The organism is Nocardia puris, assembly GCF_003315035.1.
Taxonomy (GTDB): Bacteria; Actinomycetota; Actinomycetes; order Mycobacteriales; family Mycobacteriaceae; genus Nocardia; species Nocardia puris.
In genome coordinates this window covers 287,868-304,643 of the sequence record NZ_QNRE01000005.1, presented here as the reverse complement: position 1 = coordinate 304,643, position 16,776 = coordinate 287,868, and the positions used below count along the sequence as shown (strand labels likewise).

Annotated in this window: 1 protein-coding gene (cut by a window edge); it reads right to left on the bottom strand. The window is 73.3% G+C overall.

Annotation, left to right across the window (positions count from 1 at the left end; all coding sequences use genetic code 11):
- Positions 1-12: 12 nt before the first annotated feature.
- A protein-coding gene (locus DFR74_RS17100) for a non-ribosomal peptide synthetase (RefSeq protein WP_113975145.1) crosses the window boundary here: on the bottom strand, positions 13-16,776 show its 3' portion. It continues 8,547 nt past the right edge of the window; 16,764 of the gene's 25,311 nt are visible here — the last part of the coding sequence; the start codon falls outside the window, past its right edge — the gene reads right to left on this strand; it ends in the stop codon at positions 13-15.

Below are 16,776 nucleotides of genomic sequence, written 5' to 3'. Positions count from 1 at the left end.
GGATGTGCGCGGTCAGGGGCGGTCGGTGTCGGACCAGACCGCGGTGAGGACGTGGCCGATGCGGGCCAGCGCCGCCTCGGAGGTCATGCGCCAGTGGGTGGCGGCGACGGCGTGGTTGTGCACGGTGCCGTCGACAGCCTCGGCCCAGCTCGCGGCGCCCGTCGCGCCGGTCGGATCGTCCAGGGCGGCGGTGAAATACACCAGGTTGCCCTTGTAGCGGCGGGGCCGGTAGCGCGTGATCACCGACAGCGAGTGGGCGCCCGAGTCGAGGACCCGGCCCAGCCGTTCCGCGCCGAACGAGGCGAACGGTTCGGGCAGGTCCGCGAGGCGGCGGGCCAGCGCGGGCAGGTCGAGTTCGGCGTCGGCGTCGGCCGCCCGCGCCCCCAGCAGGCCGCCCAGCAGATCGGCCAGCGGCACGGTCGTGCCGGTCGCCGTCACGCCGCGCGGGCTGTCCATCATGGCCAGCGTCGCGACGTGCTGCCCCTCGTCCTGCAACTGCACCGCCACCGCGTGCGCGAGCACGCCGCCGAGCGACCAGCCGAGCAGGTGGTACGGCCCCTCCGGCTGCACGGCGCGGATCTCGCGCACGTAGCGGCGGGCCCACTCGTCGATCGAATCCGGCAGCGGCTCCGCCGAATTCAGCACCGGCGACTGGAGGCCATAGATCGGGCGCTCCGCATCGACGTGCGCGGCCAGACCCGCGAACGACCACGCCACACCGCCGATCGGGTGCAGGCAGAACAGCGGTGCCTTCGCACCACCGGTCCGCAGCGGCAGCAGCACGTCGAACGCGGCGGCGGTGTCGACCCGCCCGCGCCCCGACCTGGCGAGTTCCAGCTGCGTCACCAGCTCGGCCGGCGTCGGGGCCGAGAACAACCAGACCACCGGAACCCGTTCGGCCAGCGCCTCACTCAGCCGGGAAGCCAGCCGGGTCGCCAGCAGCGAGTTGCCGCCGCGGTCGAAGAAGTTGTCATCCAGCCCGATCCGCTCGGCGTCGAGGACCTCGGCGAAGACCGCGCACACGGCGGTCTCGAGGTCGGTCTCCGGCGCGCGGAACGCCCGCGCGGTGAGTTCGGGGCGCGGCAGCGCGGCGCGGTCCACCTTGCCGTTGGCGTTGAGCGGCAACGCGTCCAGCCGCATCAGCACGGTGGGCACCATGTAGCTGGGCAGCGCCTCGCTCAGCGCCGCCCGCACCTCGGCGGGCTCCGGTGCGGTGGCGGGCGTGTAATAGCCGACCAGCGCGATATTCTCGCCCGTGCCGTGCGCGAGCACGACCGCGTCGGTGACACCGGTCCGCGCGCGCAGCGCGTACTCGATGTCGGCGAGCTCGATCCGGTAGCCGCGCACCTTCACCTGGAAGTCGCGCCGCTCCACGTAGATCAGCTCACCGCCGGCGGACCAGCGCACCATGTCGCCGGTGCGGTAGAGGCGGTCGCCGGGCGCGCCGAACGGATCGGCGACGAACCGCTCGGCGGTCAGATCGGCGCGGCCGTAGTAGCCGCGCGCCAGCTGCGCACCGCCCAGGTACAGCTCGCCGGTGACGCCTACCGGCACCGGGTGCAAGCGGTCGTCGAGCACGTAGACGCGGTTGCCCGGTTCGGGTGTGCCGATCGGAGTCACCGCCCCGCCCTCGGCGGGCGAGGTGCGGTAGCGGGTTACCGAGACAGCCGCCTCGGTCGGCCCGTACAGGTTGTCCACGCGGGCGTCGGTGAGCGCGCCGATCTTGGCGACGGTGGCGGCGGGCAACGCCTCGCCGATCACCAGCAGCCTGCGCAGCGAACGCGGCAGCCGCCGCGCCCCGCATACCTCGGCGAGCATGGCCAGCAGCGAGGGCACCAGCGTCACCGTGGTGACCGAGGCGTTCCGGATCAGCTCCAGCACGCCGTCCGGATCCCGTTGCGCCCCTTGCGGAGCAAGGACGATCCTGGCCCCGGTGCGCGGGGCCCACCAGAATTCCCATACCGAGAGGTCGAACGCGGCGGAGGTCATCAGCAGCGTGGCGTCGTCGGCGCCGAGCGCGTACTCCGACTGCACCCAGTCCAGCTGGTGGGCGATCGCGGCGTGCGGGACCGCCACGCCCTTGGGCGTGCCGGTGGAACCGGAGGTGAACAGAACGTAGGCGGTGTCGGCGGGCCGCAGCGGACGCCGTCGCTCGCCGTCGGTGACGGGCGCGTCGTCGACGCCCTCCGGCACGGCCGAGATGTCCAGCAGCACTTCGCGATCCGCCACGTCGCCGGGCAGCATCGACCACCGCGACGAGGTGAGCACCAGTTCGGGCGCGGCCGCCGCCAGCACGGCGGCGGTGCGGTCCAATGGGTGCGCCGGCTCCAGCGGCACGTACGCGCCGCCTGCCGTCACCACCGCGTACATCGCGACCACCAAGTCCACACTGCGCGGAATGGCCAGGGCCACCAGCGATTCCGGCCCGACGCCGCGCCCGATGAGCACGCGGGCCAGGCGGCGCACCCGGGCGGCGAACTCGCCGTAGGTGACGGTGTCGGCGTCGGCGACCAGCGCGATCGCGTCCGGCGTGCGGGCCACTTGCGCGTCGAACGCGGTGATCAGGGTGGCGGCCGGGAACGCCCGGTCCGAGCCGTGCCAGGCGGTGAGAATCCGCTCGGCCTCCGCGCCGTCGAGCAGCGGCAGGTCACCGACCGGCGCATCGGGGCTCTCGCACACCCGGGCCAGCAAACGCTGCAACCGGCTCGCGAAGCCCGCGACGGTGGACTCGTCGAACAGCGCCGTGGCGTAGGTGAGCGTGGCCGCCACGCCGGCGGGCTCGCCGTCGGCGTCGTAGCGGTCGGTGACCACCAAGTGCAGATCGAACTGGGACACCTCGGAGTCGAAATCGACCGCCGTGGCGGTGATCCCGTCCAGGGTGAAGTCGGCCTCGGCCTGGTTGTGGAAGGAGAAGCCCACCTGGAACAGCGGGTGGCGGGCGGTGGAGCGCTCCGGGTTGAGCACTTCCACCAGCCGCTCGAAGGGCACGTCGGCGTGGGCGAAGGCCGCCAGATCCGCCGCGCGCACCCGCTCGAGCAGGGTGGTGAAATCGTCGCCGCCGCGCACCGGCGTGCGCAGTACGAGGGTGTTCACGAACATGCCCACCATGTCGTCGAGGGCGGCCTCGCCGCGGCCCGCCACCGGCGTGCCGACGGCGATATCGTCGGTGCCGGAGAGCCGGGCCAGCAGCACCGCGAACGCGGCGTGCATGACCATGAACGGGGTCGCGCCGCTCGCGCGCCCCAATGCCACGAGCGCGGCGTGCCTTTCGGCGTCGACGGCGAAGTCGACGTGCCTGCCCCTGGTGGAGGCGACCGCCGGGCGCGGCCGGTCGGTGGGCAGCGGCAGCTGGGCGGGCAGGCCGGCCAGCGCATCGGTCCAGAAGGCGAGCTGCCTGCTGACGAGTGCGTCCGGGTCGTCCTCCGAGCCGAGCAGTTCCCGCTGCCACAGCGCGTAGTCGGCGTACTGCACCGGCAGCGGCGTCCACGCCGGCGCCGCGCCCCTGGTGCGCGCCGCGTAGGCGAGCATGACGTCCCTGGCCAGCGGCACCAGCGAGGACCCGTCGGCCGCGATATGGTGCACGACCACGACCAGGACGTGTTCGGGGGCATCCGGTTCCACGCCGTCCTCGGCGACGGGGCGGAAGAGCCTGGCGCGCAACGGCACCGCCTCGGTCACGTCGAAGCCCGCGCCCACGAAATCGGCGACGGCGACCGGCAGGTCGTCGGCGACGACGGCGATCGGCGCGAGCACCGGCGGCCGCGCCGCCTCGACCGGGAGCACGACCTGCACCGGCCCGTCCTCGCGCTGCGGGTAAACGGTGCGCAGCACCTCGTGGCGGGCGACCACGTCGGCGACGGCGGCGGTGAGCGCGGCCGCGTCCAGCGCGCCGGTCAGCCGCACGGCGAGGGGGATGTTGTAGGCGGTGGACTGCCGGTCGAGCCGGTTGAGGAACCACATGCGCTGCTGCGCCAGCGAGAGCGGGACGGGCCCGTCGCCCGTGCGCGGCGCGAGCACCGGACGCGCGGATTCCCGCTCGCCCGTGTCGAGTTCGGCCGCGAGACCGGCGACGGTGGCGTGTTCGAAGACCCGCCGCACGCCCACGGTCACCCCGAGTGCCGCGCCGAGGCGCGCCGCCAGCTGGGTGGCGGTGAGCGAGTTGCCGCCGAGGGCGAAGAAGTCGTCGTCCAGGCCGACGGGCGTGGTCAGGCCCAGCACGTCCGCGACGGTGGCGGCGACGGCGCGCGCCACCTCGGTGCGCGGGGCGCGGAACTCCGCCGTGCGGAACCGCGGTTCCGGCAACGCCTTTCGATCCAGTTTGCCGACCGGGGTCAGCGGCAGCGCGTCCAGCGAGACGATGGCGGCGGGCACCATGTAGGCGGCCAGCGAGCGGCCGGCGAATTCCGTGAGCCCGTCGGGATCGACGGTGTGACCGGGCGCGGGCACCACGTACGACACCAGCGAGACCGCGCCGCTCACGCGATCGGTGTGGCCGACGGTCACCGCGTACTCCACGGACTCGTGCGCGGTGAGCACCGCGTCGATCTCGCCGAGTTCGATGCGCAGACCGCGCACCTTCACCTGGAAGTCGGTGCGGCCCAGGTGTTGCAGCGCACCCGCCGGCGTCCAGCGCACCAGGTCTCCGGTGCGGTACAGCCGCCCGCCCGGCTCACCGTAGGGATCGGCGACGAACCGTTCGGCTGAAAGTCCCGGCCGCGCATGGTATCCGCGCGCCAGCCCCGGCCCCCGCAGGTACAGCTCGCCCGCGACGCCCACCGGCACCGGGCGCAGCCGCGCGTCCAGCACGACCGCGGACATGCCGTGGATCGGCGTGCCCATATCGAACGGGTCGCCGGGGCGCATCCGCTCGCTGATCGTCGTGATGACGGTGGTCTCGGTCGGGCCGTAGGTGTTGTACAGGCTGCGCCCGATCCCCCAGCGCCGCACCACCTCCGGGCCGAACGCCTCACCTCCGACGGTCAAGTGCGCGAGTTCGGGCACCTGGTCGGGGTCCAAGGTCTGGAGCACGGCGGGGGTGAGGAACGCGTGCGTCACCCGGCGGTCGCGGATCAGCGCGGTCAGCTCGGCCCCGCCGAACACGCCCGCCGGTGCGACGACCAGCGTCGCCCCGGCCGCCAGCGCGAGCAGCAGTTCCAGCATCGAGGCGTCGAAGCTGGGCGAGGAGACATGCAGGACGCGGGCGGTCTCGGTCACGCGGTACCGATCCCGTTGCGCGCGGGCCACTCCCGCGACGCCGCCGTGCGTCACCAGCACGCCCTTCGGCACACCGGTGGAGCCGGACGTGTAGATCATCCAGGCCGGGTTCTCCACCCGCACCGGGCGCACCAGTTCGTCGGCCACCAGCGGCGCGGCGCTCATGTGCCGCATGCGGGCCGCCATGGCCGGGGTGTCGAGCACCAGCCATTCGGTGGCGTCGGGCAGCGCGGCGTGCGCCTCGGTGACCGTGAGGCCCAGCGCCGCACCGGAATCGGTGAGCATGTGCGCGATGCGCTCCGGCGGGTACGTCGGATCGACGGGCACGAAGGCAGCGCCCGTCCGCGCCACGGCCCACACCGCGACCAGCGATTCCAGTGAACGCGGAATAGCCAGGGCGACAATGTCTTCCGCACCGATCCCCAGCCCGATCAAGGTCCGGGCCAGCCGCGCGGACCGTTTCTCGATCTCGCGGTAGGTCAGTTCCCGGTCGCCGTCCACGACGGCGACGCCGTCCGGCGCGAGGGCGACGGCCGCCGCCATCATGTCGGCCAGGGTGCACGGCGGCACCGTGGGCGCGCCGCGCCTGTCCAGCAGACCCGCGCGTTCGCCGGGGGTGAGCAGGTCGACGTCGCCCACCGGGTGGTCCGGGTCGGCGGTGAGCGCGCCGAGGGCGCGGCCGAAGCGGCGCAGCAGCGCCTCGGCGGTCGCGCGGTCGAACAGATCGGTGGCGTAGTTCAGTTCGACGGACAGGTGCCCGGCGGCGTCGGGTTCGGCGGCGACGGTGAACTGGAGATCGAAACGCGCCACCGGCTCGTCGAACTCGACCGGCGCGAGCTCCAGACCCGGCACCGAGAAACTGTCCGCCCCCGCGTTCAGGTAGCTGAGCATGACGGTGAACAGCGGGTGCGCGGCCTGCGAGGCGGGGACGCCGAGGGCGTCCACCACCCGCTCGAACGGCACCGTGGCGTGCGCGAAGGCGGCCAGGTCGGCGGCCTTCGTCTCGGCGATCAGCTCGGCGAAGGTGTGCTCCGGGCGCGGGGAGGTGCGCAGTACCAGGGTGTTGATGAACATGCCCACCAGGTCGTCCAGCGCGGCCACGCCACGCCCGGCGACCGGGGTGCCGACGGCGATGTCCTCAGAGCCGGACAGTCGCGCCAGCAACACCGACAGCGCCGCGTGCACCACCATGAACGGCGTCGCGTCGTGGCGGCGGGCCAGCTCGACCACCCGCCGCGCGACGTCGCCGCCGACCCGGGCGCGCACGCTCGCACCGCGTTTCGACACCACCGCCGGGCGCGGACGGTCGGTGGGCAGGGCGAGTTCGTCGGGCAGATCGCGCAACGCGTCCCGCCAGTACGAGAGTTCCTCCGCCGCAACGGCCTCCACCTCCGCGGCCTGCCACAGCGCGTAGTCGGCATACTGCGCGGGCAGTTCCGGCCACAGCGGCGCGGCGCCCAGCACGCGGGACAGATAGGCCGCCAGCAGGTCTCGCAGCAGCGGGCGCATCGAATAGCCGTCGGCGGCGATGTGATGCAGCACCGCGACCAGCACCCGGTCGCCCACGCTCTCGCGCAGGAGCACCGCGCGCACCGGCACCTCGGTGGCGATATCGAAACCGGCCGAGAGGAATTCGGCGATCCGCGCGTCGCGCCCACCGGCGGGCACGGCTTCGACCGCGAGCCGGACCGGGGCCGGTTCGGCGGGCAGCACCACCTGGTGGGCGGTGCCGTCGGCGGCCGCCGGATACACCGTGCGCAGCACCTCGTGCCGGGCGACCACGTCGGTGAACGCCGCGGCCAGCGCGACTTCGTCCACCTCACCCGAGATGCGCAGCGCCACCGGGATGTTGTGCGCGGGCGAGGACGGATCGAGACGGTTCAGGAACCACATGCCGCGCTGCACCGGAGCCAGCGGCACGACCTCCGGGCGCGGGCCCGCGATCAGCGGCACCGGCAGCGCGCCCGCCACCGCCTCGGTGGTCACACGCTGCGCCAGCGCGCGCACCGTGGGCGCCTCGAACAGCAGCCGCACCGGCACCCGCCGGCCCAGGCGCTCCCCCAGCCTGGCCAGCACCCGGGTGGCGCTGAGCGAGTTGCCGCCCAGGTCGAAGAAGCCGTCGGTCACGCTCACCGTGTCCAGGCCGAGGACGGTCGCGAACGCGTCGGCGACGAGACGTTCGGCCGGGCTGACCGGCGCGACGTACGCGCCACGGTCGAACACCGGTTCCGGCAACGCCTTCCGGTCCAGCTTGCCGGAGGAGTTCAGCGGGAACTCGTCGAGCACCACGTAGGCCGACGGAATCATGTACGACGGCAACGTCTCTCGCGCCGCCGCACGCAGCGCGTCCTCGAACCGCTCGCTCCGCTCGCCGGGCAACGGCGTCACGTAGCCGACCAGGTGGTCGCCGCCACCCGTCGTCACCACCGCAGCGGCGGCCTGCGCGACGCCCGGCACGGCCGCGAGCGCGGCCTCGATCTCGCCGAGTTCGATGCGCTGGCCCCGGAACTTCACCTGGAAGTCGGTGCGCCCCAGGTAGACCAGCTCGGCGGACTCGCCGGAGGTCTCCCAGCGCACCAGGTCGCCGGTGCGATACATCCGCTCACCGGGCGCGCCGAACGGGTTGGCCACGAAGCGATCCGCGGTGAGGTCGGGCCTGCCGTGGTAGCCGCGCGCCAACTGCACGCCGGCCAGGTACAGCTCGCCCGCCACGCCGGGCAGCGTGGGCCGCAGGCGCGAATCCAGCACGTACAGGCGGCTGTTCCACTCCGGGTTGCCGATCGGCAGGGCGGCGCGCTCGGTCTCGCCGGTGACATCGCGGTGCGTGATGGACACCGCGGCCTCGGTCGGGCCGTACAGGTTGTGCAGGCGCGCCGCACTCACCTCGGCGAACGCGCGCACGGTCTCGGCGGGCAGCGCCTCGCCGATCACGAACACGGTGCGCAGCGAGGCGAGCGCGTCCCGCAGGCCGGCGGCCGCCACGTGCCCGGCGAACACGCTGAGCATCGACGGCACGAAATCGGTGACGGTGACGCCGTACGCGCCGACGACCTCGGCCAGGTAGCCGGGATCGCGATGCCCGTCGGGGGTGGCCAGCACCAGGGTCGCGCCGACCCGCAGCGGCAGGAAGTAGCCCCACAGCGACACGTCGAAGGTGGTCGCGGTCTTCTGGAGATACACGTCCTCGGGTTCGAGCCGGTACTCGGCCTGCATCCAGTTCACCTGGTTGACGATCGCCGCGTGGGACACGCTGACGCCCTTGGGTCTTCCGGTGGAGCCGGAGGTGAAGATCACGTACGCCGGATTGCCGGGATGGATGGGCGCGCCGCGCTCCTCCGCGGCGACCGGATCGTCGGCGTAGCCGTGCAGCGCGACGGTGTCCACGGCCACGACCGGGCCCGCGTAGCCGTGGTCGACGCGGTCGCGCTCGGTGGTGAGCAGCGCCGCCGGGCGCGCGGTGTCGAGGATGTGGGCGATGCGCTGGGCCGGGTGGTCCGGGTCGATCGGCACGTACGCGCCGCCCGCCTTGAGCACCGCGTACATGGCCAGCACCAGATCGGTGGAACGCCGAATAGCCAGTGCCACCAGCGATTCCGGGCCGACTCCGGCCGCTGTCAGGTGTCGGGCCAGCTGGTTGGAGCGCCGGTCGAGCTCGCCGTAGGTGACCACGGTGGCCGCCGCGCCGCCGTCGGGGACGTACACCAGCGCCGGATCGTCCGGCGTGGCGGCGGCCTGCGCCTCGAACTCGTCGAGCAGCATCTCCGCGACGAACGCGGTGTGCGCCGAATCGTTCCACTCGGTGACCACGCGGTGCAGCTCACCGGGCGCGAACAGGTCGATATCGCCGACCGGGCGGTCCGGGTCGGCGGTGACCGCGCCCAGCAGGCGCAGCAACCGCGCGCCGACCGTGCGCACGGTGGTCTCGTCGAACAGGTCGGTGGCGTAGGTGAGGCGCACCGCGTCGTCGGAGACCGTGAACTGGAGGTCGAATCGGGTGGTCTCGTAATCGACTTCGTGTTCGGCGACGGTGGCGCCGGGCAGCTCCACGGTGACGGTGGACAGGTTCTGGAAGAACAGCGCCACCTGGAACAGTGGGTGCCTGGCCTCCGAACGCGGTGGGTCGAGCACCTCCACCAGCCGCTCGAACGGCACGTCGGCGTGGGCGAAGGCGTTCAGATCGGTCTCGCGCACCCGGCGCAGGACTTCGGTGAAGGAGTCCGCGCCGGACACCTCGACGCGCAGCACCAGCGTGTTCACGAACATGCCGACCAGATCATCCAGCGCCCGTTCGCCGCGACCCGCGACGGGGGCGCCGATGGCGATATCGCCGGTACCCGAGAGCCGAGCAAGCAGCACCGACAGCGCCGCGTGCACCACCATGAACGGCGTCGCGTCGCACCGCGCCGCCAGCGCCGCGATCTTCGCGCGCAGCGCCGCGTCCAGCGTGACGGTGGTGCTCGCCGCCGCGTGCGAGGCGACGGCGGGCCGGGGGCGGTCGGTGGGCAGGTCGAGCTGCGCGGGCAGGCCGCGCAGCGCGTCGCGCCAGTAGGCGAGCTGGCGGGCCAGCGGCGAGGCCGGATCGTCCTCGGTGCCCAGCACCTCGCGCTGCCACAGCGCGTAGTCGGCGTACTGGACCGGCAGCGGCCGCCACACCGGTTCGGCGCCGGCGACGCGGGCCGCGTAGGCGGTGGCCAGATCGCGGGCGAGCGGACCCAGGGAGAACCCGTCGGCCGCGATGTGGTGCACCACCAGCGCGAGCAGGTGTTCGCGCGGCGCGAGCCGGACCAGGCCGATGCGCAGCGGGATCTCGGTGGTCACGTCGAACGGCGTCGCGGCGAAATCGACCAGCGCGCCGGCGGATTCGAGGTCGGCGAGCTCCGGCTCCCGCGGCGGGAGAATCCGCTGGTAGCCGATGCCCTCGTGGTCGGGGTAGACGGTGCGCAGGGTCTCGTGCCTGCTGATCAGGTCGGTGATCGCGGCGCGCAGCGCGCCGAGGTCGAGGTCACCGGTGAACCGCAGCGCGACCGGGATGTTATTGACGGTCTCGGCGGGATCGAAGCGGTTGAGGAACCACATGCGCCGCTGGGCCGGGGACAGCGGCACCGGCTCCGGGCGCGGGCCGGCGGTGAGGCGCGGGCGGTGCGCCGAACCGATGCGGTCGGCGGCACGGGCCGCCAGCGCCGCGACGGTCGGCGCGTCGAAGAGCAGGCGCACGGGGATGTCGGCATCGAGTGCTTCGCCGAGGCGGGCCGCGAGCCGGGTGGCCAGCAGCGAGTTGCCGCCGAGGGCGAAGAAGTCGTCGTCCAGGCCCGCCCGGTCGACGCCGAGCAGTTCGGCGAACAATCGCGCGACCGTCCGCTCGGCCTCGGTCTCGGGGGCGCGGTACTCGGCCGCCTCGAACACGGGCGCGGGCAACGCTTTCCGGTCCAGCTTGCCGGAGGAGTTCAGCGGGAACTCCGCGAGCACCACGAACGCGGCCGGGACCATGTAGGCGGGCAGGTCGGCGGCCAGCCGCTCCCGAACCGCCCGCACATCGACGGCTCCGGTCACGTACGCCACCAGCTGGTCACCGGTGCGCTCGTCGGCGCGCACGACGACCACGGCCTGCTCGATCCCGTCCAGGGCGGACAGGGCGGCCTCGACCTCCCCGAGTTCGATGCGCAGGCCACGCAGCTTCACCTGGAAGTCGGTGCGGCCCAGGTACTCCAGCTCACCGTGCGGCGTCCACGTGACGAGATCGCCCGTGCGGTACATGCGTTCGCCCGGCGCGCCGAACGGGTTGGCCAGGAAGCGATCCGCCGTCAGATCGGGACGCCCGACGTAGCCGCGCGCCAACTGCTCACCGGCCAGGTACAGCTCACCCGGGACTCCCGCCGGGACCGGCCGCAATCGCGAATCCAGCACGAGCAGGCGGGTGTTGAAGACGGGTCGCCCGATCGGGACCGTGGCGGTGTCGGCGTCGGTGACCTCGTGGAAGGTCACGTCCACGGCCGCCTCGGTGGGCCCGTACAGGTTGTGCACGCGGGCGGGGAGCAGCGCCCGCGCGCGCTGCGCCGTGGACGCGGGCAGCGCCTCGCCGGACGCGAAAATCCGCCGCAGCGAACGGCATTCGACAGCCGCGGGTTCGGCCAGGAACACCGTGAGCAGCGAGGGCACGAAATGCACGGTGGTGACGCCCTCGGCGGTGATCAGCCGCGCCAGGTAGGCCGGATCGCGGTGCCCGTCGGGCGCGGCGACCACCAGGCGCGCGCCGATCTGCAAGGGCCAGAAGAACTCCCACACCGACACGTCGAATGTGGCGGGGGTCTTCTGCAACACCACGTCGTCGGCGCGCAGGCCGTAGCGGTCCTGCATCCACACCAGCCGGTTGACGATCGCGCCGTGGGTGACGGCCACGCCCTTGGGGCGGCCGGTCGACCCGGAGGTGAAGATCACGTAGGCCGGGTGGGCGGGCGAGACCGCGCCGAGCCGGTCGGCGTCGGTGAGCGGCGCCGAGTCGTAGCCCGACAGGTCGAGCCGGTCGACGCGAACTTCGCGCGCCACACCGGTTTCCAAATCCAGCCCGGACGTGAGCACGCAGACGGGCCGCGCGGTGGACAGCACGTACTCGACGCGGTCGGCCGGGTGATCGGGATCGACCGGCACGTACGCGCCGCCCGCCACCGTCACCGCGTACATGGCGGTGACCAGGTCCAGCGAACGCCGCATGCCCAGGGCCACCAGGGAATCGGGGCCCACGCCCTGATCCACCAGCCAGCGGGCGAGGCGGTGCACCCGGTCGGCGAAGGTGCCGTACTCGAGCGTGGTGCCGTCGACGGTGACGGCGGGCGCGTGCGGGGTGCGCGCGACCTGCCGCTCGAACAGCGAGACGAGCGTGTCCGTGGTGGCGGCGAGCGGGTGGGCGGTGTCGTTCCAGCCCTCCAGCACCAGGCGGCGTTCGGCGTCGTCGAGGAGTTCGATATCGCCCACCCGCACGCCCGGATCGGCGACCACGGCGGTGAGCACCCGGGTGAACCGCTCGGCGAAGGAGCGCGCGGTGGCGCGGTCGAACAGGTCGGTCGCGTAGCGCAGCAGGGCGCGCAGCGCGGTGCCCTCGCCCTCGGCGTGCTCGGCCAGCTCCAGCGCGAGGTCGAACTGGGCGACCCGGTTGTCCAGCGGATACGCCGACACCTCGAGTCCGGGCAGGCGCAACACGGTGTCGTCGCGGTGCTCGAAGGTGAGCAACGCCTGCACGATCGGCGAATGCGCCTGGGAACGGACCGGATTCAGTTCCTCGACCAGCCGCTCGAACGGCAGGTCGGCGTTGGCGAAGGCGCGCACATCGGTGTCGCGGACCTGGCGCAGCAGTTCGGTGAACGGGGCGCCCGCCGGGACGGCGGTACGCAGCACCAGGGTGTTGACGAACATGCCGACCAGATCGTCGAGCGCTTCCTCGGCGCGGCCCGCGACCGGGGTGCCCAGGGCGACGTCGTCGGTGCGGGCCAACCGGGCCAGCAGCGCGGCGAACGCGGCGTGCACGACCATGAACGTCGAAACACCCTGTTGGCGAGCCAGTTCGGCGATCCCGGCGGTGAGTTCGGCCGGGACGGCGAACTCGACCGCCGCGCCGCGCCCGCTCGCCACGGGTGGGCGGGGACGGTCGGTAGGCAGTTCCAGCACGGGGGCGAGCCCGTCGAGTTCGGTGCGCCACCGCGCGATCTGTTGCGCCAGCACGGATTCGGGGTCCTCCGCCGCACCGAGCACCCGGTGCTGCCAGAGCGTGAAGTCGGCGTACTGCACCGGCAGCGCCACCCAGCGTGGGGCGGTTCCCGCGCAGCGGGCGGTGTAGGCGGTCATCAGATCGCGGGCCAGCGGCGCGGTGGACACGCCGTCGGCCGCGATGTGGTGCACGACGACGACCAGCACGTGCTCGTCGGCGCGCACCTGGAACAGTTTGGCGCGCACAGGGATACGCGTACGCAGCTCGAATCCGAGACCCGCGTACCCGGCGACGGCTTCGGCCAGATCGCCTTCCGCTACGAGCACGGGACCGAGTTCGAGCGCCGCCGCGTCGGCACCGGACAGTTCGGCCGCACGCACGGACTGGAACGGCCCGTCGGCGTCGGCGGGGAAGACGGTCCGCAGCGATTCGTGCCGCGCGATCACGTCGCCGAGCGCGGCGCGCAGCGCGGCCACGTCGAGCGCGCCGGCCAGCCGGATGGTGATCGGGATGTTGTAGACCGGCGAATCCGGGTCGAGCCGGTGCAGCAGCCACATGCGGGTCTGCGCCAGCGACAACGGGATTCGCTCGGGCCGCTCCCCCGCCACCAGCGCGGGCCGCGGTGCGGCACCGCTGGTCACCCGCGCGGCCAGCGCCGCGACCGTCGGGGCCTCGAACACTTCCCGCACGGTGAGCGCCGCCCCGAGCGCGGCATTGGCGCGCGCGACCAGGCGCATCGCCAGCAGCGAATTGCCGCCGCGCGCGAAGAAATCGTCGTCGGCGCCCAGCCGCTCGCCGCCGAGCAGATCACCCGCCAGCGCGGCGAGCACCGCCTCGGCGCCCTCGCGCGGCGCGCGGTAGGCGGTGCCGCCCGCGAACTCGACGGCGGGCAGCGCCTTGCGGTCCAGTTTGCCGACAGCGGTGAGCGGCATCTCGTCCAGCACCACCAGGTGCGCGGGCACCATGTAGCCGGGCAGGCGGTCGCGCACCCGGTCCCGCACGGTGTCGGCGGACAGGTCCGCACCGCTCACGTAGCCGACCAGACTGTCCGCACCCGAGGTGTCCTCGGCGACCACCACGGCGGCGTTGGTGACGCCGTCCACGGCGGCCAGCGCCGACTCGATCTCGCCCAGCTCGATCCGCTGGCCGCGCAACTTCACCTGGAAGTCGTTGCGGCCCAGGTAGATCAGATCCCCCTCGCGGTTCCATCGCACCAGGTCGCCGGTGCGGTACATGACCGCGCCCGGCGCACCGAACGGATCGGCGACGAACCGGTCGGCGGTGATGCCCGGCCGCCGGTGGTAGCCGCGCGCCAGCTGATCGCCCGCCAGGTACAGCTCGCCGGTCACCCCGACCGGCACCGGCCGCAGGCGCGCGTCCAGCACGTATACGTGGGTGTTCCAGCACGGCCGCCCGATCGCGACGTCCCGGCCCGACGCCACGTCGGCGTCGGTGAACTCGTGGAAGACCGCCGAGATGGCGGCCTCGGTGGGCCCGTAGGAGTTGTGGATCGCGCCGTCGAAGCTCGCGCGGATCGCGGCGAGCAGATCGGGGGTCAGCGCCTCGCCGCCGCAGTGCAGGTGGCGGAACGAGCGCAGCGCGTCGCCCATCCCCTCGCCGAGGAGGGCGGCCAGCACCGACGGCACGTACTCGGCGATGGTGATGCCGTGCTCGCGCAGCAGACCCGCGAAGTATTCGAGGTCCAGGTGCCCGCCCGGTCGCGCGATCACCAGCGGCGCGCCGACCGCGATCGGCAGGAAGCACTCCCACACCGACACGTCGAAGGTCAGCGGGGCACGCTGGAGGATGCGGTCGGCGGCGGTCACCTCGTAGCGGTGCTCGAGCCAGCGCAGCTGGTTCATGATGGCGCGGTGGCTCACCGCGACGCCCTTGGGCCGGCCGGTGGAGCCGGAGGTGAACAGCACGTACGCGGTGTTGTCGGGCCGCAGCGCGACGATGCGCTCGGCGTCGGTGACCGGTGTATCCGCGAAGCCGGTGAGGTCGAGGTCGTCCAGGCGCAGGGTCGCGGTCCCGGCGGGCAGTTCCGGTTCGGCGCCGCCCACCACCAGCACCAGGGCCGGGTCGGCGCTGTCGAGCAGCTGGGCCAGGCGATCGGCCGGGTGCGCCGGGTCCAGCGGCAGGTACGCGCCGCCCGCGCGGACGATCGCGTACATCGCGACGAGCATGTCGAGCGAGCGCAGCGCCGCCAGCGCGACGATCGACTCGGGGCCCACACCCGCCGCGATCAGCAAGCGCGCCAGGCGATTCGCGCGCGACGCCAGCTCACCGTAGGTGAGGGATGCGCCCTCGAAGGTGACCGCGTGACCGTTCGGCTCGGCGGCGGCGCGGACGGTGAGCAGATCGTCGAGGGTCTCCTCGGCCAGCGGGTGCGCGGTGGCGTTGCGCTCCGACAGCAGCAGGCCGCGTTCGGCCTGCGACAGCAATTCCACGTCGCCGACGGCCGTGCCGAGATCGCGGGCCATGGCGCGCAGCACGCGCTCGAATCCGGCGAGGAAGCCCGCGGCCGTGCTCTCGTCGAACAGGTCGGTCGCGTAGTGCAGGTGCACATCGATGCCCTCGGGCGCGCCCTCGGCGCCGTGGCGTTCCGAGCAGGTCCAGTCCAGGTCGAACTGGATGGGCGCCGGGCCGACCTCGAGCGCGCCGATGGCCAGGCGCTGGAGCCGGAAGTCGGGCGCGGCCTGGTTCTGGAGCGTCAGCGCGACCTGGTAGATCGGGGCGTGGGCCTGGGAGCGGACCGGGTTGAGCGCGTCGACCAGATCCTCGAACGGCACTTCGGCGTGATCGAAGGCGGCCAGGTCGGCCGCGCGGGCCGTGCCGAGCAGGGCGGCCAGGGTGGCGTCGCCGCGCACGGGGGTGCGCAGCACCACGGTGTTGACGAACATGCCGACCAGCTCGTCCAGCGCCTCGTCCCCGCGCCCGGCGACCGGCGCGCCGACCACGATGTCGCCGGTGCCCGACAGCCTGCTCAGCAGCGCCGCGAGCGCGGTGTGCAGGACCATGAACGGGGTCGCGCGGTGCTCGGCGGCGATCCGCAGGATGTCGCGGTGCAGCGCGGCGTCGAGGCGCCCGGTGACCGCGCCGCCCCGGTTCGACGCGACGGCGGGACGCGGGCGATCCGAGGGCAGCTCCAGCACGTCGGGAATACCGGCGAGCCGCTCGGTCCAGAAGCGCAATTGCCTTGCCAGCAGGGAGTTCTCGTCGTCGGCGGCCCCCAGGGCGGTTCGCTGCCAGAGCGCGAAATCGGCGTACTGCACGGGCAGCGGCGGCCACGCGGGGGCGGTGTTCGCGCAGCGCGACACGTAGGCGGCGGCCAGGTCGCGGGTGAGCGGCGCGAAGGACCAACCGTCGGCGGCGATGTGGTGCACGACGAACAGCAGCACGTGGGTCGGCTCGCCCGCGTCCGCGACATGCAGCAGCCGGATCCGCAGCGGCACTTCGGAAGTCACGTCGAACGGGGCGCCGGCGGCCTCGGCGACGAGGGCGGGGAGTTCGGCGGTGCGCACCGGCACCGGTTGCGCGTCGACCAGGTGGGTGCCCGGCGGCAGCACGACCTGCGTGGCGACGCCGTCGTGTTCGGGATACAGGGTGCGCAGCGTCTCGTGCCGGTCGATCACGTCGGCGATGGCGAGGCCGAGCGCCTCGGTGTTCAACGCGCCGGTGAGCCGCAGCGCGAACGGGATGTTGTATCCCCCACCGGCACTGTCGAATCGGTTGAGGAACCACATGCGCCGCTGCGCGACCGAGAGCGGGATCGGCGTCTCGCGCGGACCGGCGACCAGCGGCGGCAAGGCCACGGGTGTCTCGGAGACACGGCCGTCCAGGGCCGGGTGCGCCGCCAGGTC